Origin of the sequence: Streptomyces sp. NRRL F-5650 (genome assembly GCF_000721365.1) — a bacterium.
GTDB lineage: Bacteria > Actinomycetota > Actinomycetes > Streptomycetales > Streptomycetaceae > Streptomyces > Streptomyces ardesiacus.
Window position 1 is genome coordinate 1 of sequence record NZ_JOGV01000003.1, and the last position, 24,740, is coordinate 24,740.

Below are 24,740 nucleotides of genomic sequence, written 5' to 3' on the forward strand. Positions count from 1 at the left end.
CGGTGCCGGTGCCGGATGGTCCGGGGGTGGCGGACGGGCGGTGCGGTGGCTGGGTGGTGTGCGGTGCGGGGGGGCGGGGGTGTGCGGGGCGGGGGTTCTCGTGGGTCGGGGGGTAGGGGCGGGCCGGGGGGGTGGGAGGGTGGGGGCGGCCCGGGCGGTTGGGAGGTTCGGGGCGTGGAACACTGCCCCTCATGCGACGCCTGTTCCCCCTGCCCCCTGTGACCGATCAGACAGCCGGACCGGGTTCCGACGGGGCCGACCGGGAGTGGAGCCCGGCCGAGCTGGCCGCCGCCTACGCCTACCCGGAGCCGGAGGGGCGGCGGCGGACGTGGCTGCGGGCCAACATGGTCTCCACCCTCGACGGCGCCGCCCAGCACGACGGCCGCTCCCAGCCCATCTCCAGCGCCGCCGACATGCGCGTTTTCGGCACCCTGCGCGCGCTCGCCGACGTGGTGATCGCCGGCGCGGAGACCGTACGGCAGGAGGGGTACCGCCCGGCACGCGCGCGGGCGGACTTCGCCGAGGCGCGGCGGGCGGCCGGCCAGGCACCCGCGCCGGCGGTCGCGGTGGTCAGCGCGAGCCTGGAGCTGGACTTCTCCCTGCCGCTGTTCACCTCACCCCTCGTCCCCACCCTCATCCTGACCGGGGCCGCCGCGGCCCCCGAGCGGATCGCGGCCGCCGAGCGGGCCGGAGCGCGGGTGGTGACCGCGGGCGACGGTGTCGGCGTGGACCCGGCCCGCGCCCTCACGGCGCTCGCGGAGCTGGGGCACACCCGGCTGCTGACCGAGGGCGGTCCGCGGCTGCTGGGGCAGTTCGTCACGGCAGGCGTGCTCGACGAGCTGTGCCTGACCGTCTCCCCGATGCTGACCGCGGGGGACGCGCAGCGGATCGCGGGCGGACCGGCGGTCGAGGTGCCGACCCGGTTCGCACTGGTGTCCCTGCTGGAGGAGGAAGGTTTCCTCTTCGGTCGTTACCGGCGTGACCAGGGCGATCCCGGGCAGGTGTGAGCAACGGCGACCGGACAGGAGTTCGATCGTTACCGCACCTACGGTAATCGGCGGAATCTGTCGTTCCGTTTAGCCCGCGCCGGGCACACTGAATCCGGCAGTACCCGTGCGATCACGGGGCAGGATGGTTTCCGCAGGGTCCGGCACGGCCTACGGAGGGTGGGCCCACGGGCCCTCGAAGGAGAAGGGGCGCCTGGTGTTCACAAGCGTTTTGATGATCGAGAAGGCCCTGACGTCCGCCGACGTGGAGTTCGTCACCACCTTGCACGGGGATGAGCAGGTCGCCTTCCACGTGCTGCTCCAGCCGCGCGGCGATCAGGCGGACCGCCTGCTGCGGGCCATCGACGACGTCGCACTCGGCGAACTGGACGACGCCGTACGGGAGGGGGAGACCCCGGAGGGCCAGGAGGCGTACAGCGTCGGGGAGCGGGCCCTGGAGGTGTCCCTCACCGCCCTGCGCGCCTCCGGCGCCCGGGCCGAGGGCCGGCTGATCGAGAATCACCCGCTGGAGGAGCTGAAGGCCCTGGTCATGGAGATCGCCGCCGACGAGGTGATCGTCCTGACCGATCCGCACTACGTGGAGGAGTTCTTCCACCGCGACTGGGCCTCCCGGGCCCGCCACAAGGTCGGCGTACCGGTCCTGAAACTCTTCTCCCACAGCAAGGCATAGGCTGGTGCCGCGCCCCCGCCCAGGGGGCGCGCCCCGCAACGGACCCCGCACGACCACCCTGGGAGAACAGCACATGGCACCCGGCCTTCCCACCGCCATGGACCGCCCGCACTTCATCGGCATCGGCGGCGCCGGGATGTCGGGCATCGCCAAGATCCTCGCCCAGCGCGGCGCAACCGTGGCGGGCAGCGACGCCAAGGAGTCCCCGACCGCCGAGGCGCTGCGCGCGCTGGGCGCCACCGTGCACATCGGGCACGCGGCGGACCACCTCGCCGACGACGCGAGCTGCGTGGTGGTGTCCTCGGCCATCCGCGAGGACAACCCGGAACTGGCCCGCGCCGCCGAGCTGGGCATCCCGGTCGTGCACCGCTCCGACGCCCTCGCCGCCCTGATGAACGGCCTGCGCCCGCTCGCGGTCGCCGGCACCCACGGCAAGACCACCACCACCTCGATGCTGGCGGTCTCCCTCTCCGAGCTGGGCCTGGACCCCTCCTACGCGATCGGCGGCGACCTGGACGCCCCCGGCTCCAACGCCCTCCACGGCGAGGGCGAGATCTTCGTCGCCGAGGCGGACGAAAGCGACCGCAGCTTCCACAAGTACGCCCCCGAGGTCGCCGTCGTCCTCAACGTCGAGCTGGACCACCACGCCAACTACGCCTCGATGGACGAGATCTACGCGTCCTTCGAGACCTTCGCCGACAGGATCGTCCCCGGCGGCACCCTGGTGATCGCCGCCGACCACGAGGGCGCCCGCGAACTGACCCGGCGGCTGGCCGGCAAGGTGCGCACCGTGACGTACGGGGAGTCCGAGGACGCCGACGTGCGCATCCTGTCGGTCGTCCCGCAGGGCCTGAAGAGCGAGGTCACCGTCGTCATCGACGGCGCCGAGCTGACCTTCGCCGTCTCCGTACCCGGCCGCCACTACGCCCACAACGCCGTCGCCGCCCTCGCCGCGGGCGCGGCCCTCGGTGTCCCCGCCGCCGAGCTGGCCCCCGCGCTGGCCGCGTACACCGGTGTCAAGCGGCGGCTCCAGCTCAAGGGCGAGGCGGCCGGTGTCCAGGTCGTCGACTCCTACGCGCACCACCCCACCGAGATGACCGCCGACCTGGAAGCCATGCGCGGCGCCGTCGGCGACGCCCGCATCCTCGTCCTCTTCCAGCCGCACCTGTTCTCCCGCACCCAGGAACTGGGCAAGGAGATGGGCCAGGCACTGGCCCTCGCGGACGCCTCGGTCGTCCTCGACATCTACCCGGCCCGCGAGGACCCGATCCCGGGCATCACCAGCGAGCTGATCATCGAGGCCGCCCGGGCCGCGGGCGCGGACGTCACCCCGGTCCACGACAAGGACGCGGCGCCCGCGCTGGTCGCGGGAATGGCGAAGGCCGGTGATCTCGTTCTCACCATGGGCGCGGGCGACGTCACCGACCTCGGACCGCGCATCCTGCACGAGCTGACGAAGTAAGGGGCTGAGGACTCATGTCGTACGACGTCGAGAAGCCGGAAGAGCAGTGGCGGGCGGAGCTGGCCCCGGCCGAGTACGCCGTGCTGCGCGAGGCCGCCACCGAGCCGGCCTTCACCGGTGAGTACACCGACACCAAGACCGAGGGTGTCTACTCCTGCCGCGCCTGCGGTGCTGAGCTGTTCACCTCCACCACCAAGTTCGAGTCGCACTGCGGCTGGCCGTCCTTCTACGACCCGAAGGACACCGACGCGGTCGAACTGGTCGAGGACCGCTCCCACGGCATGGTCCGCACGGAGGTCCGCTGCGCCCGCTGCGGCTCCCACCTCGGGCACGTCTTCGAGGGCGAGGGCTACCCGACCCCGACGGACCAGCGGTACTGCATCAACAGCATCTCGCTGCGACTGGCGCCCACAGAGGGCTGAGTCACCGGCCCGCCGCCGGGAGTGTCACCGTGAAGACCGTCGCTCCCGGTGCGGTGCCCAGTTCGATCGTGCCGCCGTGGGCCCGGACCAGTGACGCGGCGACCGACAGGCCGAGGCCGCTGCCGCCGCGGTCGCGGCTGCGGGCCTTGTCGACGCGGTAGAAGCGGTCGAAGACGCGGTCCCGGTCGGCCGCCGGGACGCCGGGGCCCGTGTCGGCGACCGACACCCGGGCCGTGCCGGAGGCGGCGGAGACCGTGACGGAGACCCTGGTGCCGGGCGGGGTGTGCACGGCCGCGTTGGTGAGCAGGTTGTCCAGCACCTGCCGGATCCGTTGCGGGTCCAGGCGCAGTCGCACCCTTCCCGGCCCGGACGTCACCGTCAGCGGGTGGCCGGGACGGGCGGCGCGGAAGGACTCGGCCGCCTGCCGCACCAGCTCCGTCAGGTCCGTCTCCTCCCACCGCAGCGGCGCCTCCACCTCGTCCGCGTCCAGCCGGGCGAGCAGCAGCAGGTCGTCCAGGAGCACACCCATCCGGGCCGCCTCGGCGCGCAGCCGGGACAGGTGGCGTTCGCGCTCCTCGGGCGCGTTGGCCGCCGCGTACTGGAAGAGGTCGGCGTAGCCCCGTACGGACATCAGCGGCGTGCGCAGCTCGTGGGAGGCGTCCGCGACGAACCGGCGCAGCCGCCGTTCGGCCTCGGCCCGCACCGCCAGCGACGCGTCGATGTGCTCCAGCATCGTGTTGAACGCGGTCCGCAGCTCCGCCACCTCCTTGCCGCCGTCCCGCCCGCCGTCCCGCAGCGGCAGCCGTGCCGCCGACTCGGTCAGGTCGTGCGAGGCGATGCCGTGCGCCGTGCTCGCCATGTCGCTCAGCGGCTCCAGGCCGCGCCGCAGCATCCGCCGCCCGAAGACCACCAACGCCGCCAGCGCCAGCCCGAAGACGACGACCTGCACCGTGACCAACTGCCGTACGGTGTCCTCGACATCGCCCAGGGGTGCCGCGCTCACCAGCACCACCCCGGGCTCGACCTCGCACGCCCGCAGCAGATAGGGGCCGTGCCCGCCGATGCGCACGGTGCGGGTGAGGTCCTGGTCCGAGCGGGCCATGGTCAGCGCCAGGGCGGTCAGCGCGCGGCTGTCCGCCGGCACCTCGGCGGGCGTGCGCAGGTCCGCGGAGCCGTCGGAGACGTCGTACACGGCGGTGTACCAGCCGTAGTACGGCTTGCGCTCGACCGTGCCGTGCGCCGCGGCGTCCTTGGACTGCACCACCTGCACCAGCTTCATCTGGTCGGCGAGCTGCCGTTCCAGATAGTCCCGCATGTACGCCGTCAGCACCGTGCCGACCACGGCGAAGACCACCAGCGACAGCACCCCGAGCCCCAGCGTCAGCCGGGTGCCCAGGCGCAGGCCGCGGTAGGCGCGCCACCACCGGCGTATCACCCGGCCGTCCGCCGGATCGCGTAGCCGAACCCCCGCACCGTGCGGATCAGCGGCTCGCCCGCGCCGTCGGCGCCGTTCGGGCCGTCCAGCTTGCGGCGCAGCCGGCTGACGACCAGTTCCACCACGTTGGACCGGCCGCCGAAGCCGTACTCCCATACGTGGTCGAGGATCTGGGCCTTGGTCAGCACGGCCGGCGACCTGCGCATCAGATAGCGCAGCACCTCGTACTCGGTCGGGGTCAGCGACAGCCGCCGTTCGCCGCGGCGCACCTCGCGGGCGTCCTCGTCCATCACCAGGTCGGCCACCCTCAGCACCGGCCGCCGGCCGCCCGGCCCGCCGCTGCGCCGCAGCACGGTGCGCAGCCGGGCCATCAACTCCTCCACCGCGAACGGCTTGACCAGGTAGTCGTCGCCGCCCCGGGTCAGCCCCGCCACCCGGTCGGCCACCCCGTCGCGGGCCGTGAGGAACACCACCGGCACCGTCGTGCCCGCCTCGCGCAGCCGGTCCAGGACCCCGAAGCCGTCGACGTCGGGCAGCATCAGGTCGAGCACCACGATGTCCGGCCGGAACCCGGCGGCCAGGCGCAGCGCCTGTTCGCCGGAGTGGGCCGTGACCGCCTCCCAGCCCTCGTAGCGGGCGACGGTGGCCACGAGATCGGCGATGGGCGGATCGTCGTCCACCACGAGCAGGCGTACTTTCTCCACCCGCCCATACTGCGCCACCGGCCGCCCGCACCCCAGGCCGCGAAGGCCGCCGTTGCCCGATCGACAGCAGACCGACAGCAGACCGACAGCAGACCGACAGGTCAACGACAGGCGCGGAAGGATTCCGGTGTGAACCCCCGGGCAGGGGGAAGGAGTCGCCCCGGAGCAACGGGGGCCCAGCGGACCGGCGGTCTACACTCGACCGGCGACGGCCCCACCGACCGCGGCCGGAGCGGGCAGCTTCTGCCAGTCCCGAAGGGTATTCGGCGTTTTGATACGGATGGACTCAGTCACCAAGCGGTACCCGGACGGCACCGTGGCGGTGGACCGGCTGTCGCTGGAGATACCCGACCGCGCGATCACGGTCCTCGTCGGCCCCTCCGGCTGCGGCAAGACCACGACCCTGCGGATGATCAACAGAATGGTCGAACCCACCGAGGGAACGATCCTCCTCGACGGCGCGGACGTCCAGCGGCAGCCGGTCACCACGCTGCGCCGGTCGATGGGGTACGTCATCCAGAACGCCGGGCTCTTCCAGCACCGCACGATCCTCGACAACATCGCCACCGTGCCCCGCATGACCGGCTGGGGCAGGCAGAAGGCACGGGAACGGGCCGCGGAGCTGATGGAACGCGTGGGGCTCGACGCCTCGCTCGGCAAGCGGTACCCCTACCAGCTCTCCGGCGGCCAGCAGCAGCGCGTCGGCGTGGCACGGGCGCTCGCGGCCGATCCGCCGGTGCTGCTCATGGACGAGCCGTTCTCCGCCGTCGACCCCGTGGTCCGCAAGGGGCTGCAGGACGAACTGCTGCGCATCCAGGGCGAACTGGGCAAGACCATCGTCTTCGTCACCCACGACATCGACGAGGCGGTCAAACTGGGCACCATGGTCGCGGTGATGCGCACCGGGGGCCGGCTCGCCCAGTTCGCGCCCCCCGCCGAGCTGCTGTCCGACCCCGCGGACGCCTTCGTCGAGGACTTCCTCGGCGCCGACCGCGGCATCCGGCGGCTCTCCTTCTTCCCGTCCGCCGCACTGGAGTTGACCCGGGGCCCGGTCGTGCGCGCCGACGCCACCGCCGAGCAGCTCGCCGCCGCGGACGGCGCCGCGCACCTGCTGGTGACCGACGCGGACGACCGGCCGCTGGGCTGGGCCGAACCCGGCGACCTGAGCGCCGGGGGGCCGGCCGACCGCCGACTGCTGCCCTACGGGCGGCCGTTCGTGCCCGGCACCGACTCGCTGCGGGCCGCCCTGGACTGCGCGGTGCTCTCGCCCACCGGCTGGGCCGTCGCCGTGGACGCCGACGGGCGGGTCACCGGTGTCGTCTCCCAGCAGACCATCGGCGAGGCCATCCGCACCGCCCACGCTGCCACGAGCCCCGCAGACGAGCGGGCCGAGCAGCCCGCCGACGTCACGAAGGTCGCCCCGTGAACGGCTTCTTCGACATCCCGAGCGACCTCGACAACACGTACTTCGGCCTGATCGGCCTGCACCTGCGCGAGTCACTGCTGCCGGTACTGGCGGGCCTGCTCGCCGCGCTGCCCCTGGCCCAGCTCTGTGTGCGCTTCCGCTGGCTGTACCCGCCGGTGCTCGGCGTGACGACCGTCTTCTACGCCATCCCGTCCCTGGCCGTCTTCGTGGTCCTCATCGACTACACCGGCCAGACCGAGCTGACGGTGATGATCCCGCTGGCCGTGTACAGCCTGGTGGTGCTCGTCCCGGCCATCGTCGACGGCGTCCGCTCGGTGCCCGAGGAGACGCTGGCCGCGTCCACCGCCATGGGCTTCGGACCGGTACGGCGTTACCTGCAAGTGCAGTTGCCCATCGCGGTGCCCGCCATCCTGGCGGGCCTGCGGGTGGCCGTCGCGTCCAGCATCTCGCTGGTCAGCGTCGGCGCCCTCATCGGCAACCAGGGCGCCCTCGGCAACCTGCTCGCGGACGCCCAGAAGTACGGCCGGCCCGAGCTGGCGGTCAACTCCGTCCTCACCACCGCCGTACTGGCCGTCCTGTGCGACGCGGTGCTCGTGCTGGTCCGGAACCTGCTGACCCCGTGGATGCCGCGGGGCAGGCAGCAGCGCGCCGAGGAGGCCGCCGCGCGGCCCGAGCCCCGGGAGGCGGGCGTCCGGTGAACGTCCTGAACTTCGTCAACGCCTTCTTCAGCGACAGCGCCCACTGGCACGGCTACGACGGCATCCCCACCCGCCTGGTGGAGCACGTCCAGTACACGCTGATGGCCCTCGGCCTCGCCGCCGCGATCGGGCTGCCCGTCGGCCTGCTGACCGGGCACACCGGACGCGGCGGCAACGCCGTCGCCTTCGTCGCCACCGCCGCCCGCGCGCTGCCCAGCTTCGGTCTGCTGGTGCTGATCGCCGTCGTCGTCGGCATCGGCCTGCTCCCCGTGATGATCCCGCTGGTCGTGCTCGCGATCCCGCCGATCCTGGTGACCACCTACGAGGCGGTCCGCTCCGTCGACCCCGCCCCGGTGGACGCGGCGCGGGGGCTGGGCATGACCGAGACCGGCATCCTCTTCCGGGTCGAACTGCCCGTCGCCCTCCCGCTGGTCCTCAGCGGACTGCGCTCGGCCGCCATCCAGGTCGTGTCGACCGCCACCATCGCCGCCTACGTGAGTCTCGGCGGGCTCGGGCGGTACATCATCGACGGGCTCTACCAGCGGAACTACGAGAAGGTCGTCGGCGGAGCCGCGCTGGTCGCCCTCATGGCGCTGGTCACCCTCGCGGTGTTCTGGGCGGCCGGACGGCTCGCCGTGTCACCGGGGGTGCGCAGGCGTTGAGGGCGCCCGGCGGAGAAGAAACCGTAACCAGGCCGGACTTGACTGACCGGCGAGCGGCTCGTTTGGATCGACGGATGAATTCCACCGCCAAGAGCAGCAGGTCCAGGACGAGGCACACCGGCGCGGCGGCCGTCGCGCTCACCGCCGCTGCGGCGCTGCTCGCGGGCTGTTCCTCCGGTTCCGACGACACCTCCGACAACCCGCTGGCGGGCGACAAGGCGGAGGCCGGCACCGTCGTCGTCGGCTCGAACAACTTCGCCGAGAGCACCCTGCTCGCCGACATCTACGGAGAGGCACTCAAGGCCAAGGGCCTCAAAGTCACCTACAAGCACAACATAGGCAGCCGCGAGACGACGTACGGCCTGATGAAGAACGGGTCCGTCACCGTGCTGCCGGAGTACAACGGCTCGCTGCTGGCCTACCTCGACCCGAAGGCCGGGCAGGAGTCCGCCGAGGCGGTGAACGAGGCGGCGAAGGCCAAGCTGGACAAGAAGCTGACGCTGCTCCAGTCGTCGCCCGCCGAGAACAAGGACTCGGTCAGCGTCAACGCCGAGACGGCCAAGGAGCACGGCCTCACCGCCGAGTCGACCCTCGCCGACCTCAAGGACGCCGCACCGGACCTGGTGATCGGCGGCTCGCCCGAGTTCCAGACACGGCAGCAAGGGCTCAAGGGCCTGGAGACGGTGTACGGGCTGAAGTTCAAGTCGTTCAAGGCACTCGACGCGGGCGGGCCGCTGACCCAGTCGGCCCTGACCAAGAACACCGTGCAGGCGGCCGACGTCTTCACCACCGACCCCACGATCATCAAGGAGAAGTTCGTCGTCCTGAAGGACCCGGAGAACCTCTTCGGCTACGCCAACGTCACCCCGCTGGTCAACAAGGACGGGCTGCCGAAGGAGGGCGTGGCCGCGCTGAACGCGGTCTCCGCCAAGCTGGACACCAAGACGCTCCTCGACCTCGACGCCCAGGTCCAGCTCGACAAGAAGGACCCGCTGGACGTCGCCAAGGAGTGGCTGAAGTCCGCCGGCCTCGGCTGACCGGAGCCGTCGCCGGGGCCGCCGCCGTCACGAGGCGGCGGCCCCGGACGCCGCCTCGATGAGCTGGTCGATCAGCGCGATGAGGACGTCCCGGCTGGAGGCCCGCTCCCGAGCGTCGCACAGCAGCACCTGCACGTGCTCCGGCAGCGCCAGGGCCTCCCGGATCTCCGCGGCCGGGTAGGGGTGCCGGCCGTGGAAGCCGTTGACGGCGACGACGAACGGGATGCCCCGCCGCTCGAAGAAGTCGATCGCGGCGAAACTCGACTCGGGCCTGCGCACGTCGACCAGGACCACCGCGCCGAGCGCCCCGATCGCCAGGTCGTTCCACATGAACCAGAACCGCTGCTGACCGGGCGTGCCGAACAGGTACAGCACCAGGTCCCCGCCGATGGAGATCCGGCCGAAGTCCAGCGCCACGGTCGTGGCCCGCTTCTCCTCGATGCCGGCGAGGTCGTCGACGTCCAGGCCCGCCGCGGTCAGCGGTTCCTCGGTGCGCAGCGGGGCGATCTCGCTGACCGACCCGACCATGGTCGTCTTGCCGACGCCGAAACCGCCCGCGACGAGTATCTTCACCGCGTCGGGCGCGGTGGGGCGCGCGGTTGCCGTGGGCGATGTGGCGACGCGCTCAGAGCCTGCCAAGGCCGTCCCTCACTTTCTGCAGCAGTTCCAGGTCGTCGACGGCACGGGAGACGACGTGCGGGGGCCTGGCGGTGATCCGGCCGGCCTCCAGCAGGTCCGAGAGCAGGATGACGACCACGCTCACCGGCAGGTCGAGACGGGCCGCGATCTCCGCCACGGCGACCGGCCGGGCGCACATCCGCAGGATCCGCAGGTGTTCGGGCTGCGGCCGGGCCGCACGGGCCGGCTGCGGTTCGACGGCCGTCACCGTCGTGATGAGGGTGAAGTCGGCGCGGCTGGGCCGGGTCCGGCCGCCGGTCAGGGTGAACGGCCGTACGAGCCGGCCGGCCGCGTCGCCTCCGGTCACGTCACTCGCCGGGGCCGACGGAGGCCCGCGGTGCCGCGCTCAGGTGCTCGCCGATCTTCTTCACCAGCATGTTCATCTGGTACGCCACCACGCCGACGTCGGCGTTGGGCCCGGTCAGCACGACCAGGTGCGCGCCGGGGCCCGCCGAGGTCAGGACGAGGTAGCCGTTGGCCATCTCGATGAGCGCCTGGCGCACCGGGCCGCCCCGGAAGTCCATGCTGACGCCCTTGCTGAGGCTCATCAGGCCCGACGCGGTCGCCGCCAGCCGCTCGGCGTCGTCGCGCAGGAACCCCGTGGACTTGCTGACGACCAGCCCGTCCTCGGAGAGCACCACGGCCTGGTTCACGTCGGCGACCCGCTCCACGAGTCCGGTGAGCAACTGGTCCAGCTCGGTGTGCGTGGCGGGGGAGGGTCGGGTCATCGGGAGTCCTTCGTCGGCAGTCGGCGTTCGGCGGGGGGAGTCGAGGGGGCGTCGGCGGCGCCCGTGTCGTCGCCGGTCTGGGCCCGCAGCGTGCCGCGCTGGAAACCGGCGAGGGACGAGGCGGCGCGCTCGGCCGTGAAGTCGGCGTAGGCGTCCTCGCCCCGGGGGCCCAGGTCCTCGTCGCGCAGCTCGGCGGCGAGGCTGGTCTGCGGCACCCGGCGGGGCAACGGCGCCAGGCCGCCGCTCTCGCCCGCGGAGCCGCCCGGCGGCGCGGTGCGGGGACCGGCCGGGGCGCCCGCCGCGACCGCGGACCGGCTCGGCGGCGCGGGCCGGGACGACCGTACGGGCCGCTCGCCGCTGGCCGGGTCCGCTCCCGGCCCGGAGGAAGCGGTGGGCTCGGCGGGGGCGAGGGCCTGCGCGGCGGTCCGGGGAGCCCCGGCGCTCCGGGGGGCCTCCGCGTCGTCCGCGCCGGCGCCGTCCGTCCCGCGCACCACGATCTCGTGCGGGATCAGCACGATCGCCGTGGTCCCGCCGTACGGGGAGGGGCGCAGCGTGACGGTGATGCCGTGCCGGTGGGCGAGGCGGGCGACGACGAACATGCCGAGCCGCAGGTCGTCGGCGAGCGCCACCACGTCGAACTGCGGCGCCACCGCCAACTGGGCGTTGAACGAGGCGTAGTCCTCCTCCGACAGCCCGAGCCCGCGGTCCTCGATCTCGACGGCCAGGCCCTTGGCGACCAGCGCCGCCCGCACCCCTACCGGGTTGGGGGCGGGGGAGTACGCGGTGGCGTTGTCGATCAGCTCGGCCAGCAGGTGGATCACGTCGGCCACCGCGGGCGGGGCGAGGGCCACCTCCTCGTCGGCGTGCAGCTCCACCCGCTGGTACTCGGCGACCTCGCCGACGGCGCTGCGCAGGATGTCCACCAGCGACACCGGCTCGCGCCAGGTGCGCCGGGGCTGCTCACCGGCGATGATGACGAGGTTCTCCTCGTAGCGCCGCAACTGGCTCGCCGTGGAGTCCAGTTCGTACAGGCCCTTGAGGATCTCCGGGTCGGTGTGCTCGCGCTCCAGGGCGTCGAGCTTGCCGAGCTGCATGTTGACGAGGTTCTGGCTCTGCCGGGCGATGCCCAGGATCACCTTCTGGAAGCCGCGCCGGGTGTCGGCGAGTTCGACGGCGGTGTACACGGCGGTGCGCTGCGCGGTGTTGAACGCCTGCGCCACCTGGCCGAGTTCGTCCCGCCCGTAGTCCAGCGGCGGCGTCTCCGACTCCACGTCGACCTTCTCGCCGCGCTCCAGCCGCGCCACCACGTCGGGCAGCCGCTCCTGGGCCAGGCTCAGGGTGGCCAGCCGCAGCCCGCGCAGCCGCCGGGACAGCGAACGCGTGATGCGCCAGGAGAGGACGATGCACAGCACCAGCGCGACCAGGCCGCCGGCGCTGAGGAGACCGGCCTTGAGCAGCAGGCCCCGGGCCTCCTGGGCGCTGCGGTCGAGGAGGCCGTCCGTCTGCTGCCGGATCAGCTCGGCGTACTGGGTGGAGATCGACTCGAAGGCGGTGTTCCAGCGCTGCCGCGCGTCCGGCAGGTCGATGTGTTCGTCCCCGTCGGCCGAGCGGGCCTCGATCACCTGGTCCTCGACGTCCTGCAGGGACTTCCACTCGGGGCCGGCCAGGATGCGCTCGGTCTGCGTCTTCGCGGAGCCCGTCAAGGAGGGCACGATCTGGTCCTCCACCAGCCAGCGGCGGGTGTGCACCAACTGCGTGAACCGGGTCCACTCCTCCTCGTCCATCCGGCCGGACGGCCAGGCCAGCGTGAGCCGGGCGTCCTCCTGGGAGGTCAGCTCGGCGGCGTGCTCCAGGGCGACCAGCGGACCGGCCCGGGAGGTGAGGTCTCCGTCGTCGACCTGGGAGAGTTCCTGGAAGGCGTGGATCTGCTCGTCGACGATCGAGGTGTACTGGTCCAGCGCCTGCTCGGCGGTGATGTCGCTGGGGTCGTCCACCTGGCTGCGGTAGTACTCCAGGCTGCCCACCGAACCGAGTACCGAGTACAGCCGGTCCGAGATCCGGTCGGGAGCGCTCGCGATGGCGTCCGACTGGCCCACGAGCTGGGCGACCGCCGCGTCCGTCTTCTTGCGCTGCGCGTCCAGTTCCGTCCGCTCGCCGCCCGGTGCGGCCAGCCAGGCGGCCGACAGACTGCGCTCCTTCTGCAGGGCGAGCGCGGCCTCGGTGCCCATCGCACCGGTGTCGCGGCTCAACTCCGTCTGCGCGCGCAGCCGCAGCCCCTCCGAGAACATCTGGATCGTCGTGACGCCCCACACGGCCGCGAGGGCGACGCCGGGCACCACGGCCAGGAGGATCAGCGAGAGCCGTATGGAGCCGAGGTGGCGCCGGGCACGCTTCTGCCGGGCCGTCCGGATCTTCCGTGCAGACATCGTCGTCCTAGGCGGTCAGTGGGGGAGGGGAGCGGCGGTGGGCGTGCGGCGAGGACCGCGGGCCCCGGTCACCGGGTGCCGCCCGCGGCGAACTCCGCGACGGCGTCGGCGTTCGTCCGGGTCACGAACGCGGGACCGGTCAGCACCGGGGCCTCTCCACCGCCGCTGACATTGCCGTTGGTGCGGTACAGCCAGAGCGCGTCCACGGCGAGGTAGCCCTGCAGATACGGCTGCTGGTCCACCGCGAACTGGACGTCCCCGCGCTTGACGGCGGCGACGAGGTCGTTGTCGAGGTCGAAGGTGGCGACCTCGGCCCCGCTGCCGGCCTCGGCGACCGACTCGACCGCGGTGAGGGCGAACGCCGCGCCGTTCATGACGACTTCGTCGATGCTCGTGTCCTGCCGCAGCCGCGCCGTGACGGCCGCACCGACCGCCTTCATGTCGGTGCCCTCGACGTAGAGCATCGTGGTCTCGCCGCCGAAGGTCTTCTTCACCCCGGCGCAGCGGGCCTCCAGGGCGACGTTGCCGCGCTCGTGGATGACGCACAGGGCGTGCTTGGCGTCGAGGTCGTTCAGTTTGTCGCCGACGGCCCGGCCCGCGACGCTCTCGTCCTGCCCGAAGTACCCGAGGAGCCCGGCGGAACGCCAGGCGTCCATACCGGAGTTGAGGCCGACCACGGGGATCCGGGCCGCCGCGGCCTCGGCGACCGGCGCCTTCATGGCCTGCGGCTTGGCCAGCGTCACGGCGATGCCGTCGGCCTTGTCACGGACGGCGTCCCGCACCAGGTCGGCCTGGTCGGAGGCGTCGGCGTCACCGGCGTAGGTCAGGTCGACGCCGTCCTTGGCGGCCGCCGCCTCGGCGCCCTTGCGCACCCGGTCCCAGAAGGCGTCGCCCTCACCGCCGTGGGTGACCATGACGATCTTCATCTGGTCCCGGCCCGCCCCGTCCGCGGACCCGGCCGCCGGGCCGTCCCCGTCCCCGCCGAGGGCGGAGCAGCCGGCCACCAGCAGGCAGACGGCGGCCGCGAGGGCAGCGGTGCGCGGCGGTCCGAAGGAGTGGATGGACGGGGGAGCTGTACTCATGGGGGCGGGGGCACCTCGCTGTGCGGCCGAGCAGGAGGAACGGAGCGAGGGGCCCCGGAGCCGCGGGTCGCTGCGCCAATCGGGTGAACTCGCCTGGCCGGAGCCAATCGTGTGTGACCGCTGGTAGTCAAGTGACCAGCGAACCGTTGTCAGTTGTCGGTGCCGCATCGTGATGATCGAGGCGGCGAAAGCGGGCCGAAGCGGAATGCCGGGCGGTATGCCCGGCGCGGTTTCCGCCGCCGGTCCGCCCGTCCGGACCGATCTGACGGACAGTTAGTAAGTGAGTTATCGTGTACGGGGGTAAAGACAGGCGGCACGGTCTGCCGAGTTCCAGCCCGGGAGAGTACAGCCGATGGCGAGGCAGCTACGCGCCGAGCAGACCCGCGCGACGATCATCGGTGCCGCGGCCGACCTGTTCGACCGGGGTGCCGGTGCGGCCGCCGCTGCCGCACCCCTTCACCGAGTGGCGGGAGTTCGTCACCTCCCTGCTCCTGAACGCCGTACGGCAGGCCGACGTGCACCCGGACACCGACGTCGACTCCGTCGCGCACACCCTCGTCTGCTCCGTCGTCGGCACCCGCGTCGTCAGCGGCGCCCTCGAACCGGCCGGACGCCAGCCCCGCCGTCTCGCCGAGATGTGGTACATCCTGATCCGCGGCGTGGTCCCGGTGACCCGGCGCGCCCGCTACCTCACCCTGACGTCCCGCCTGGAACGGGAGACCGGCGCCGCCCGGCCGGTACGGTGACGTGCATGCCCGACACCCCGTCCGCGCCCGCCCCCGTCATCCTCGGCAACGAACCCGGGTCCTTCCCGCACGGCGTGCTCGCCGAGCGGCACCCCGCCATCGTGCGGCAGGTGCGCGACGCCTTCCCGCTCGGTCCCGAACGGCGCCGCGCGCTCGACGCCCTGATCGCGAGCTGCGCCGACGGCGTGATCGAGCCACTGCCCGCCGACGCCGACCCCACCGGACGCGACCGGGACCGCTGGGCCCGCTGGGGCATGGACGCGTACGCGGGCCGCTCCTGGTACGACGTGCCCTGGCTGTGGGCGGAGAGCCACTTCTACCGCCGTCTCCTCGACGCCTTCGGTCACTTCGGCCCCGGCCCCTGGCAGGGCGTCGACCCGTTCCGGCCCGCGAAGCTGGCCGAACTCGACGCGCCGGAGACCGACGAGGAACTCGCCGCGCTCGACGGCCTCGACGCGCTGTCCGCCGGGGAACGGACCCGGGCCCTGCTGCACGGCTCGCTGTGGGGCAACCGCGCCGACCTCGGATTCCGCCTCTCCGGCCCGGGCGCCGCCACCGGCAGCGGGACCAAACCCCTCGTCGCCGACGACAGCGACACCCTGTGGTCCCTGCTCCCGGCCCCCGGGACCGGCGCCCCGCGCCAGGACCCGGTCACCCTGTGCCTCGTCGCCGACAACGCCGGGCGCGAACTCGTCCCCGACCTGCTCCTCGTCGCGCACCTCCTCGCCGAGGGCCGCGTCGACCGGGCCGTCCTGCACGTCAAGCCGTACCCGTACTACGTCTCCGACGCCACGCCCGCCGACGTGCTCGACGCCCTGCGCCGGCTCGTCGCCGCCGGCGGTGCGGCGGCCGGGTACGGCGAGCGGCTGTGGACCGCCCTCACCGACGGGCGCGTCACCGTCCGCGCCCACCCCTTCTCCTGCGCCCCGCTGCCCTACGCGGACATGCCCGGCGACCTGCGCGAGGACTTCGCCGCGGCCACCGTGACCGTCCTCAAGGGCGACCTGAACTACCGGCGTCTGGTGGGGGACCGGTGGTGGCCGCCGACCACCTCCTTCGCCGACGTCACCGCCTACTTCCCCGGCCCGGTCGCGGCGCTGCGCACCCTCAAGTCCGACGTGGTCACCGGGCTCGACGCCGGGACCGAGGCCGCGCTGGAGGCGGACGGCGGGCAGCGCTGGCGGACGAGCGGGACGCACGCGCTGATCCAGGTCAGGCGCTGAGCGGGTACCGGGGGAGAAGTTCCCGCATTCCGGGCCGATTCACGCGATGGTGTGATCATGTGCGGCCCGGCGGATGCCTCCGCGAGGCCGTGGGTAGGGCCCGGCCATGACGCAACAGCCCTTCCAACTCCCGCACTTCTACCTGCCGCATCCCGCGCGGCTCAACCCGCATCTCGACGAGGCCCGCGCCCACTCGACGACGTGGGCGCGCGAGATGGGCATGCTGGAGGGCTCCGGGGTCTGGGAGCAGTCCGACCTCGACGCCCACGACTACGGCCTGCTCTGCGCCTACACCCACCCCGACTGCGACGGGCCGGCGCTCTCCCTCGTCACCGACTGGTACGTGTGGGTCTTCTTCTTCGACGACCACTTCCTGGAGAAGTTCAAACGCACCCAGGACCGCCTCGCCGGCAAGGCCCACCTGGACCGCCTCCCCCTGTTCATGCCGCTCGACGACGCCACCGCGATGCCCGAGCCGGAGAACCCGGTCGAGGCGGGCCTCGCCGACCTGTGGACCCGCACCGTGCCCGCGATGTCGGCCGACTGGCGCCGCCGCTTCGCCGTCGCCACCGAGCACCTGCTCAACGAGTCGATGTGGGAGCTGTCCAACATCAACGAGGGGCGCATCGCCAACCCCGTCGAGTACATCGAGATGCGCCGCAAGGTCGGCGGCGCCCCCTGGTCGGCCGGGCTCGTGGAGTACGCGACCGCCGAGGTGCCCGCCGCCGTCGCCGGGTCCAGGCCGCTCAGGGTGCTCATGGAGACGTTCTCCGACGCCGTGCACCTGCGCAACGACCTCTTCTCCTACCAGCGGGAGGTCGAGGACGAGGGCGAGCTGAGCAACGGGGTGCTGGTCCTGGAGACCTTCTTCGGCTGCTCCACCCAGGAGGCCGCCGAGCTGGTCAACGACGTCCTCACCTCCCGGCTGCACCAGTTCGAGCACACCGCGTTCACCGAAGTGCCCGCCGTCGCCCTGGAGAACGGCCTGACCCCGCCGGAGCTCGCCGCCGTCGCCGCGTACACCAAGGGCCTCCAGGACTGGCAGTCCGGCGGCCACGAATGGCACATGCGCTCCAGCCGCTACATGAACAAGGGCGAGCGCCCGGCGGCCGGCTGGCAGGCGCTGACCGGGCCCGGCACCTCCGCCGCGGACGTCGGCGCGCTCCTGGCCACGGCGGCCGCCCAGCGGGCCCGCCCCTACACCAACGTGCCCTTCCAGAAGGTCGGCCCGTCCGTCATCCCCGACATCCGCATGCCCTACCCGCTGGAGCTGAGCCCCGCCCTGGAGGGCGCCCGGCGGCACCTGTCCGAGTGGTGCCTGAGGATGGGCATCCTCAGCGAAGGCGTGTGGGACCAGGACAAACTGGAGAGCTGCGACCTCCCCCTGTGCGCCGCCGGCCTCGACCCGGACGCGACCCAGGACCAGCTCGACCTCGCCTCGGGCTGGCTGGCCTTCGGCACCTACGGCGACGACTACTACCCGCTCGTCTACGGCCACCGGCGGGACCTCGCCGCCGCCCGGCTGACCACCGCCCGCCTGTCGGCGTGCATGCCGCTCGACGGCGAGCCCGTCCCGCCGCCCGCCAACGCGATGGAACGCTCGCTGATCGACCTGTGGGAGCGCACGACGGCCGGTATGACGCCCGAGGAGCGGCGCCCGCTGAAGACGGCCGTCGACACGATGACCGAGGCCTGGGTGTGGGAGCTGTCCAACCAGATCCAGAACCGCGTCCCCGATCCCGTGGACTACCTGGAGATGCGGCGCGCCACCTTCGGCTCTGACCTCACCCTGGGCCTGTGCCGCGCCGGACACGGCCCCGCGGTGCCCGCCGAGGTCTACCGCACCGGGCCCGTCCGCTCCCTGGAGAACGCGGCGATCGACTACGCCTGCCTGCTCAACGACGTCTTCTCCTACCAGAAGGAGATCGAGTACGAGGGCGAGGTCCACAACGCGGTCCTCGTCGTGCAGAACTTCTTCGGCGTCGACTACCCGGCCGCCCTGGGCGTCGTGCAGGACCTGATGAACCAGCGCATGCGCCAGTTCGAGCACGTCGTCGCGCACGAACTCCCGGTGGTCTACGACGACTTCCAGTTGTCGCAGGAGGCGCGGGCCGTCATGCACGGGTACGTCACCGACCTGCAGAACTGGATGGCGGGCATCCTCAACTGGCACCGCAGCGTTCCGCGCTACAAGGCCGAGTACCTGGCGGGCCGCACCCACGGCTTCCTCCCGGACCGGATCCCGACCGCGCCCGTGCCGACCGCGCCCGTGCCGACCGCGCCGACGGGCGTGCCGACGACCGTGCCGGTCCCCGTGCCGAGGAGCAGTCCGGTGCCGACGCCCTGACCGCGTTCAGTCTCACTCTTTCGTGGCTCGTCACGCGCCGATGCGCCGGGTAGAGCACCTGCCGGAGGCGATCCATGGAACAGACAGCGTTGCGTCCCAAGCCGATGCCGGGCCGGGACCCGGGGCCCGGCACCGATCCCGGGACCGGCCCGCGTCCCCCCGGGCGCCGGCGCCGCCGGCGGCTCGTCACCGTGCTGCTCGGCGTGCTCGCCGCCGCGGTCCTCGTCCTCGCGGGCGTGGGGCTGGGCACGGTGGGGGCCACCGTCATCGGCATGAGCAAGCTGGCCGACCTGCAGCAGCAGGCCGGGGCACCCGGTCCCGGTGGTGCGGGTGCGGGTGCGGGTGCGGCTGGGGCCGGGGCGGGCACCGGCACGAAGGCCGCCCCGGCGGCCCCGCCGGCCGGCGAGTCCCCCGCCCCGGCCGGTGCGACCCTCGGCGTGGAGGCCGTGGACGACGACAGGCCCGGGGCCCGGGTCGTGGGCGTCCACGTGCCGGGCCCCGGGTACGCGGCGGGTCTGGTGCGGGGCGACGTGCTGCTGCAGGTCGGCAAGAGCCGCGTCGACTCGGCTGCCGACCTCGCCCGCGCCGTGGCCCGCGCCCGGCCCGGCAAGGAGGTCAGGCTCACCGTGCGCCACCGCAGCGGCGGCTACCAGCAACTGACGGCCGTCCTCGGCGTCGTCACATGAGGGTGCCCGCTGTGCCCTCGGGCCACCGTGCGGAAGCGGCTCGTGAGCCGCCCGGCGTCGTCCGGCACGTGGCGGGCCGGTCCGGCCGGCGTGTCCCGGCCCGCGGCCTTGCTCCCCCTCCCGGACAGCCGCAGCGTCCCCGCCACCCCGGGACCCGCCACCGGCGGCCGTCCGGCGAACAGGGTGGCGGCGGGCGTGTGGGCGTGGCCGGTGATAGGCCCGGCGATCCCGGGTGGCCGCTCCAGCAGCGCGGCCACCCGCCCCCGGCAGGTGCCGCAGCCGCCCCGGCAGGTGCCGCAGCCGGTCACGCGCCCGCTCGGTGCGCTCGGCGGCCCGCGGGCTTCCGATCCGGTGCGGCTCGCTGATGTGCGCGAGTACGAGCACGGTGTCCCCTCCGCCGGGCGCCGGAGCGCGGCGCCCCCGACACCGGTGACCGGACGGCACGCCGTCACGGGCCGCGAGGGGTGATCAAGGCCAATCGGCTCGCGTCGCCCGCGTCCGGGGGGCAGGATGCTGCCCGTGGTCCCTTCACCCTCGTGCCCCGGGAGGTCCGGATGACCGGCAGCAGGCCCGCCGCTTCTTTCACCGCCGACGACTACCGGGCCCGCATGGAGCGCGCCGCGCGTGCGGCCGCCGACGCCGGACTGGCCGGGCTGCTGGTGGCACCCGGCCCCGACCTGGTCTGGCTCACCGGCTACGCCCCGACGGCGGACACCGAGCGGCTGACCCTGCTCGTCCTCGCCCCGGACCGCGACCCGGTGCTCGTCGTCCCGACGCTGGAGGCCCCCGACGCCGAGAAGGCCGCCGGAGCGCCCGCCCTGACCCTGCGCGACTGGACCGACGGCAAGGACCCCTACGCCGCCACCGCGGCCCTCCTCGACGACGCCGGCCGGTTCGGCGTCAGCGACAACGCCTGGGCCCTGCACCTGCTGGCCCTCCAGCGGGAGTTGCCCGGCACGTCGTACGCCTCCCTGACCGAGGCGCTGCCCATGCTGCGCGCCGTCAAGGACCCGGCGGAGCTGGAGCTGCTGGCGGCCGCCGGGGCCGCCGCCGACGCCGCCTTCGAGGAGATCCGCAAGGTCCGCTTCGGCGGGCGCCGGGAGTCGGAGGTGGCCGCCGACCTCGCCGGACTGCTGCGCCGGTTCGGTCACTCCCAGGTCGACTTCACCATCGTCGCCTCCGGCCCGAACGGCGCCAACCCCCACCACGAGGTGGGCGACCGGGTCGTCGAGGACGGCGACATGGTCGTCCTCGACTTCGGCGGCCTCAAGGACGGCTACGGCTCCGACACCTCCCGCACCGTCCACGTGGGCGAGCCCACCGACGAGGAGCGACGGGTGCACGACCTGGTCCGCGAGGCCCAGGAGGCCGGGTTCCGGGCGGTGCGGCCCGGGGCCGCCTGCCAGGAGGTCGACCGGGCCGCCCGCGCGGTCATCGCCGACGCCGGGTTCGGCGAGTACTTCATCCACCGCACCGGGCACGGCATCGGCGTCACCACCCACGAGCCGCCGTACATGATCGAGGGCGAGGAGCAGCCGCTCGTGCCCGGCATGTGCTTCTCCGTGGAGCCGGGCATCTACCTCCCCGGCCGGTTCGGGGTACGCATCGAGGACATCGTCACCGTCACCGAGGACGGCGGCAGGCGGCTCAACGACACCACGCGGGAGCTGGTCCTGGTCGAGTGACCGGTGCCGGACGGACCCCGAAGACCCCGGCAGACCCGGAAGACGACGGCGCGAGATGACCCAGGCACCGACACCCACGGCGGACACCGTCCGCGCACTGGTCCGCTCCCTGCTGGGCGGGAAGACCGAACCCGACGTCCGGCCGGTCGCCGAGGGCGCCCCGGACACCTGGTGGGTCGGCGCCCGGCACGTCCTGCGGCTGGCCCCCGACCGGGAGACCGCGGCGCGCAGACGCCGCGAACTGCGCCTGCGTGAACTGGTCCGGCCCCACGTCCCGGTCGCGCTGCCGGCCGGGGTGGCGCACGGCGAGTGGGCACCGGGCCTGGTCTACACGCTGGACGCGAGGCTGGCCGGCGGGTCGGCCGAGGACCACGACGTGTCCGCCCTCGGTGAGGCGGACCTCGCGGCGCTGCTCACCGGCCTGCGGGAGGTGCCGCTCCGTCAGGCCGAGACGCTCGGCGTGCCGCGTGCGGCCCCGCGCTCCCTGGAGACGCTGCGGCAGTCCGCCGAGCGCGCCGTGCGCCGCCTCGCCGCGGCCGACGAGTTCGACACCGCGCGGCCGGAGCGGCTCACCCGGGAGGCCGCGGCCCAGCTCGGCGTCCAGCAGGGCGCGGTGGCCCTCGTCCACCACGCGCTGACCGGGGAGCACCTCGTCGTCAGCGCCGACGGCCGGGTGCGCGGCGTCCTCGGCTGGAGCGAGGCGGTCCTCGGCGACCCGGCCGAGGACATCGCCGGCCTCGCCCTGTCCGTCGGCTCACCCGCCGCCGTCCGCGCCGCCACCCTCGCCGGGTACGGTGCCCGGCCCTGCCTGCGCGGCCTGTGGCTGGCCCGCTGCGACGCCGTCGTCCGGTTCGCCGAGGCGCTGGACGAGGGCACCGGCGCACCGCCGTCCCTGCCCCGGCTCAGGGCCCGGCTGCGCCACGCCTGGGAACCGATCCTCCTGGAACGCGTGACGGAACTGCGCGACGACGGCCCGGACGGCATCGCCTGACGGCCCGGACAGCACCGACCGACGGTCCGGACGGCACCGTCTGACGTCCCGGGGCCGCCCGCTCACTCCTGCACCAGCACCACGCTCGACTCGCCCGGAACCCGCAGTATTCCGTTGGTGCCCGGGCCTTCCACCGGCTCCCACGCCGCCAGCACACGCGCGGGACGGTTGCCCAGCGGGATCGCCGCCGGTTGGCCACCCAGGTTGACGGCCACCCGGATGTCGCCGCGCCGGAAGGCCAGCCAGCGCGCCGTGGCGTCGTACGCCACCCTGGTGTCGGCCAGGTCCGGGTCGGTCAGGTCCGGCTGCTCGGCGCGCAGGGCGATCAGCCGCCGGTACCAGTCCAGTACGCGCGCGTGCGGCTCGCGTTCGGGCTCCGACCAGTCGAGGCAGGACCGCTCGCGCGTCGCCGGGTCCTGCGGGTCGGGCACGTCCTCCTCCCGCCAGCCGTGCGCGGCGAACTCCCGCCGCCTGCCGGTGCGCACCGCCTCGGCGAGCTGCGGATCGGTGTGGTCGGTGAAGAACTGCCAGGGCGTGCCGGCCGCCCACTCCTCGCCCATGAAGAGCATCGGCGTGAACGGCGCGGTCAGCGTCAGTGTGGCCGCACAGGCGGCCAGACCGGGGGAGACCAGGGCGGCCAGGCGGTCTCCCCGGGCCCGGTTGCCGACCTGGTCGTGGGTCTGGCTGTAGCCGGTCAGCCGGTGCGCGGCCACGCGGCCGCGGTCCAGCGCACGGCCGTGCGAACGGCCCCTGAAGGAGGAGTAGGTGCCGTCGTGGAAGTAGCCCCGGGTCAGCGTCTTGGCGAGCGCCGCCAGCGGATCGCGCGCGAAGTCGGCGTAGTAGCCCTGCGACTCCCCGGTCAGCGCGGTGTGCAGCGCGTGGTGGAAGTCGTCGTTCCACTGCGCGTGCACGCCCAGACCGCCCTCCGCGCGCGGGGTGATGATCCGCGGGTCGTTCAGGTCGGACTCGGCGATCAGGAAGAGCGGCCGGTCCAGGTCGGCCGACAGAGCGTCCACGGCCGCCGACAACTGCTCCAGGAAGTGGTACGCGCGCGTGTCGGCCAGGGCGTGCACCGCGTCCAGGCGCAGCCCGTCGATCCGGTAGTCCCGCAGCCACGCCAGCGCGCTGTCCACGAGATACGCCCGCACCTCGTCGGAGCCGGGCGCGTCCAGGTTCACGGCGACACCCCAGGGCGTGTGGTGGGTGTCGGTGAAGTACGGACCGAAGGCGGGCAGGTAGTTGCCGGACGGCCCCAGGTGGTTGTGCACCACGTCCAGGACCACGCCGAGGCCCAGCTCGTGCGCCCGGTCGACGAAGCGTTTCAGTGCCTCGGGCCCGCCGTACGGTTCGTGCACCGCCCAGGGCGAGACGCCCTCGTACCCCCAGCCGTGCCGCCCGGGGAAGGGGCACAGCGGCATCAGCTCCACGTGCGTGACGCCGAGCCGCACCAGGTGGTCCAGGCGCCGCGCGGCGGCGTCGAGCGTGCCCTCGGGCGTGTACGTCCCCACGTGCAGCTCGTACAGGACACCGCCGGGCAGCGGGCGGCCGGACCAGGGGGTCCGCCACGTGTACCGGCCGTGGTCGACGACCGCGCTCAGCCCGTCGGGGCCGTCCGGCTGGCGGCGCGAGCGCGGGTCCGGCAGCACGGGGCCGCCGTCCACCGCGAAGCCGTACCGCGAGCCGTCCCGCGCCTCCGCCTCACCGCACCACCACCCCGGCCGTTGCGGATCGCGCTCCAGCGCGCGCGTGGCGCCCTCGCACTGCAACGTCACTCGGCCGGCCTGCGGTGCCCACACCTCGAACTGCACGGACGGTTCCCCTTCGTCTGCTCACCGTGATGTAGCCCGTACATGGTCCTGCAAAAGTGATCGTTCCGCTGGGGATTGCCCCGGCCCGCGGCGAGTGTCGTGCCCCGCCCGCGCGGAGGCGGGCCGCCGTTCCTCCGTTTTCTGGACACCCCGGCCCCGCTGACCGACAATCAGCTTCGTGACGTCGTCCTTCGAGTTCCACACGTATCCCGCGCGGCTGTCGGACGCGGAGCGCGACAAGGCGCTGAGTGTCCTGAGGGACGGCGTCGCCATGGGGCGCCTGTCGCACGACACGTTCCTCCGCCGCATGGAGCTGGCCCTCGCCGCCCGCCGCCTGGAGGAGCTGACCGCGCTCACCGCCGACCTGCGCACGGAGGGCCGGCTGTCGCGGATCGTGTTCGGCACCGTCGAGGCGGTGTCCGGGTTCGGCGTACGGCTGGGCCGGGCGTGGCGCGCCGAGCGGCTGCCCAAGCTGCTGCTGCCCCACCCCGGTACCGGCCACCCGCTGCGCATAGGGCGCGACCCGGCGAGCGGACTGCGGCTGAGCCACGAGACGGTCTCCCGGGTGCACGCGGAACTCAGCCACCAGGGCGGCATGTGGGTCCTGCGCGACCTCGGCTCCACCAACGGCACCACGGTCAACGGGCGGCGGGTCATCGGCGCCGCCGTCGTCCGCGAGGGCGACCAGATCGGGTTCGGCCGCATGTCCTTCCGCCTCGCGGCCGCCTGACGCGCCCCGATCCTCTTTGCTTCTGGCGGTGTTGACGTACCCCCCAACTCGTGACTGACTGTGCGTACACCGCGCACTCCAGGCGCA

23 protein-coding genes and 1 pseudogene are annotated in these 24,740 nt (G+C 73.4%); 16 read left to right on the top strand and 8 right to left on the bottom strand.

The features are described from left to right. The first annotated feature begins 191 nt into the window (after nucleotides 1-191). From IG88_RS0104455 to msrB, 4 genes are all read left to right on the top strand, one after another. Complete coding sequence (locus IG88_RS0104455) at nucleotides 192-1,007, top strand: pyrimidine reductase family protein (RefSeq protein ID WP_031035175.1); 816 nt, start codon at nucleotides 192-194, stop codon at nucleotides 1,005-1,007. Between the two features lie 196 nt (nucleotides 1,008-1,203). Continuing rightward, complete coding sequence (locus tag IG88_RS0104460) at nucleotides 1,204-1,677, top strand: indole-3-glycerol phosphate synthase (RefSeq protein ID WP_199807419.1); 474 nt, start codon at nucleotides 1,204-1,206, stop codon at nucleotides 1,675-1,677. A gap of 73 nt (nucleotides 1,678-1,750) precedes the next feature. Further along, nucleotides 1,751-3,139: a UDP-N-acetylmuramate--L-alanine ligase gene (gene murC, locus IG88_RS0104465; RefSeq protein WP_031035179.1), complete on the top strand. Its 1,389-nt coding sequence runs from the start codon at nucleotides 1,751-1,753 to the stop codon at nucleotides 3,137-3,139. A gap of 14 nt (nucleotides 3,140-3,153) precedes the next feature. Continuing rightward, nucleotides 3,154-3,561 (top strand): peptide-methionine (R)-S-oxide reductase MsrB, encoded by a 408-nt coding sequence (gene msrB / locus IG88_RS0104470; protein WP_031035181.1) that lies wholly within the window; start codon nucleotides 3,154-3,156, stop codon nucleotides 3,559-3,561. A gap of 1 nt (nucleotide 3,562) precedes the next feature. Here the strand turns inward: msrB and IG88_RS0104475 are convergent, their stop codons facing one another. Together IG88_RS0104475 and IG88_RS0104480 are read right to left on the bottom strand one after the other, a co-directional pair. After that, the gene (locus tag IG88_RS0104475; RefSeq protein ID WP_031035187.1) at nucleotides 3,563-4,996 is read right to left on the bottom strand and encodes a sensor histidine kinase; all 1,434 of its coding nucleotides are present in this window, start codon (nucleotides 4,994-4,996) and stop codon (nucleotides 3,563-3,565) included. Then, nucleotides 4,993-5,700 carry a response regulator transcription factor gene (locus IG88_RS0104480; RefSeq protein WP_031035189.1) on the bottom strand — a complete coding sequence of 236 codons (708 nt, stop codon included), beginning with the start codon at nucleotides 5,698-5,700 and terminating at the stop codon, nucleotides 4,993-4,995. Before IG88_RS0104480 ends, IG88_RS0104475 begins: the two co-directional genes overlap by 4 nt. 271 nt (nucleotides 5,701-5,971) lie before the next feature. Between IG88_RS0104480 and IG88_RS0104485 the strand changes: the two genes are divergently transcribed. The 4 genes from IG88_RS0104485 to IG88_RS0104500 all read left to right on the top strand — a co-directional run bounded on the left by IG88_RS0104485 (nucleotide 5,972) and on the right by IG88_RS0104500 (nucleotide 9,523). Continuing rightward, the gene (locus tag IG88_RS0104485) at nucleotides 5,972-7,126 is read left to right on the top strand and encodes an ABC transporter ATP-binding protein (RefSeq protein WP_031035191.1); all 1,155 of its coding nucleotides are present in this window, start codon (nucleotides 5,972-5,974) and stop codon (nucleotides 7,124-7,126) included. Further along, a complete protein-coding gene (locus IG88_RS0104490) occupies nucleotides 7,123-7,824 on the top strand; it encodes an ABC transporter permease (protein WP_031035192.1) in 702 nt (233 codons plus the stop codon). Before IG88_RS0104485 ends, IG88_RS0104490 begins: the two co-directional genes overlap by 4 nt. Beyond that, the gene (locus IG88_RS0104495) at nucleotides 7,821-8,486 is read left to right on the top strand and encodes an ABC transporter permease (protein WP_031035194.1); all 666 of its coding nucleotides are present in this window, start codon (nucleotides 7,821-7,823) and stop codon (nucleotides 8,484-8,486) included. The genes IG88_RS0104490 and IG88_RS0104495 overlap by 4 nt, the downstream gene beginning before the upstream one ends. A 74-nt stretch (nucleotides 8,487-8,560) precedes the next feature. Continuing rightward, entirely contained in the window at nucleotides 8,561-9,523 is a 963-nt protein-coding gene (locus tag IG88_RS0104500; RefSeq protein WP_031035195.1) for an ABC transporter substrate-binding protein, read from the top strand. A gap of 27 nt (nucleotides 9,524-9,550) precedes the next feature. Here the strand turns inward: IG88_RS0104500 and IG88_RS0104505 are convergent, their stop codons facing one another. The 5 genes from IG88_RS0104505 to IG88_RS0104525 form a co-directional block, all read right to left on the bottom strand. After that, on the bottom strand, nucleotides 9,551-10,162 hold the full coding sequence (locus IG88_RS0104505) for a GTP-binding protein (RefSeq protein ID WP_031035198.1): 612 nt from the start codon (nucleotides 10,160-10,162) through the stop codon (nucleotides 9,551-9,553). After that, complete coding sequence (locus tag IG88_RS0104510; RefSeq protein ID WP_031035201.1) at nucleotides 10,149-10,508, bottom strand: DUF742 domain-containing protein; 360 nt, start codon at nucleotides 10,506-10,508, stop codon at nucleotides 10,149-10,151. Before IG88_RS0104510 ends, IG88_RS0104505 begins: the two co-directional genes overlap by 14 nt. Nucleotide 10,509: 1 nt before the next feature. After that, nucleotides 10,510-10,929 carry a roadblock/LC7 domain-containing protein gene (locus IG88_RS0104515; protein ID WP_031035202.1) on the bottom strand — a complete coding sequence of 140 codons (420 nt, stop codon included), beginning with the start codon at nucleotides 10,927-10,929 and terminating at the stop codon, nucleotides 10,510-10,512. Then, on the bottom strand, nucleotides 10,926-13,355 hold the full coding sequence (locus IG88_RS0104520) for a nitrate- and nitrite sensing domain-containing protein (RefSeq protein ID WP_031035204.1): 2,430 nt from the start codon (nucleotides 13,353-13,355) through the stop codon (nucleotides 10,926-10,928). Before IG88_RS0104520 ends, IG88_RS0104515 begins: the two co-directional genes overlap by 4 nt. Nucleotides 13,356-13,423: 68 nt before the next feature. Further along, nucleotides 13,424-14,437: a substrate-binding domain-containing protein gene (locus IG88_RS0104525; RefSeq protein ID WP_031035207.1), complete on the bottom strand. Its 1,014-nt coding sequence runs from the start codon at nucleotides 14,435-14,437 to the stop codon at nucleotides 13,424-13,426. A 416-nt stretch (nucleotides 14,438-14,853) separates the two neighbouring features. Between IG88_RS0104525 and IG88_RS38330 the strand changes: the two are divergent. The 7 genes and pseudogenes from IG88_RS38330 to IG88_RS0104560 all read left to right on the top strand — a co-directional run. Beyond that, a pseudogene (locus IG88_RS38330) lies at nucleotides 14,854-15,183 on the top strand (TetR/AcrR family transcriptional regulator); the annotation flags it as partial. A gap of 5 nt (nucleotides 15,184-15,188) precedes the next feature. Continuing rightward, complete coding sequence (locus tag IG88_RS0104535; protein ID WP_031035209.1) at nucleotides 15,189-16,406, top strand: damage-control phosphatase ARMT1 family protein; 1,218 nt, start codon at nucleotides 15,189-15,191, stop codon at nucleotides 16,404-16,406. A 106-nt stretch (nucleotides 16,407-16,512) separates the two neighbouring features. After that, the gene (cyc2, locus tag IG88_RS0104540) at nucleotides 16,513-18,753 is read left to right on the top strand and encodes a germacradienol/geosmin synthase Cyc2 (RefSeq protein WP_078861400.1); all 2,241 of its coding nucleotides are present in this window, start codon (nucleotides 16,513-16,515) and stop codon (nucleotides 18,751-18,753) included. A 74-nt stretch (nucleotides 18,754-18,827) separates the two neighbouring features. Further along, complete coding sequence (locus IG88_RS0104545) at nucleotides 18,828-19,439, top strand: PDZ domain-containing protein (RefSeq protein WP_031035214.1); 612 nt, start codon at nucleotides 18,828-18,830, stop codon at nucleotides 19,437-19,439. A gap of 42 nt (nucleotides 19,440-19,481) precedes the next feature. Continuing rightward, nucleotides 19,482-19,907: a hypothetical protein gene (locus tag IG88_RS45060; RefSeq protein WP_158853772.1), complete on the top strand. Its 426-nt coding sequence runs from the start codon at nucleotides 19,482-19,484 to the stop codon at nucleotides 19,905-19,907. Between the two features lie 86 nt (nucleotides 19,908-19,993). Further along, complete coding sequence (locus IG88_RS0104555; RefSeq protein ID WP_031035219.1) at nucleotides 19,994-21,124, top strand: aminopeptidase P family protein; 1,131 nt, start codon at nucleotides 19,994-19,996, stop codon at nucleotides 21,122-21,124. Between the two features lie 55 nt (nucleotides 21,125-21,179). Further along, nucleotides 21,180-22,115, top strand: a complete 936-nt coding sequence (locus IG88_RS0104560; RefSeq protein WP_031035220.1) for an aminoglycoside phosphotransferase family protein — start codon at nucleotides 21,180-21,182, stop codon at nucleotides 22,113-22,115. Between the two features lie 62 nt (nucleotides 22,116-22,177). Here the strand turns inward: IG88_RS0104560 and treZ are convergent, their stop codons facing one another. Beyond that, a complete protein-coding gene (gene treZ, locus IG88_RS0104565) occupies nucleotides 22,178-23,923 on the bottom strand; it encodes a malto-oligosyltrehalose trehalohydrolase (RefSeq protein WP_031035221.1) in 1,746 nt (581 codons plus the stop codon). A 178-nt stretch (nucleotides 23,924-24,101) separates the two neighbouring features. On the opposite strand from treZ, the gene IG88_RS0104570 reads away from it, so the two are divergent. After that, nucleotides 24,102-24,653 (top strand): DUF1707 and FHA domain-containing protein, encoded by a 552-nt coding sequence (locus IG88_RS0104570; protein ID WP_031035222.1) that lies wholly within the window; start codon nucleotides 24,102-24,104, stop codon nucleotides 24,651-24,653. Nucleotides 24,654-24,740: the final 87 nt, after the last annotated feature.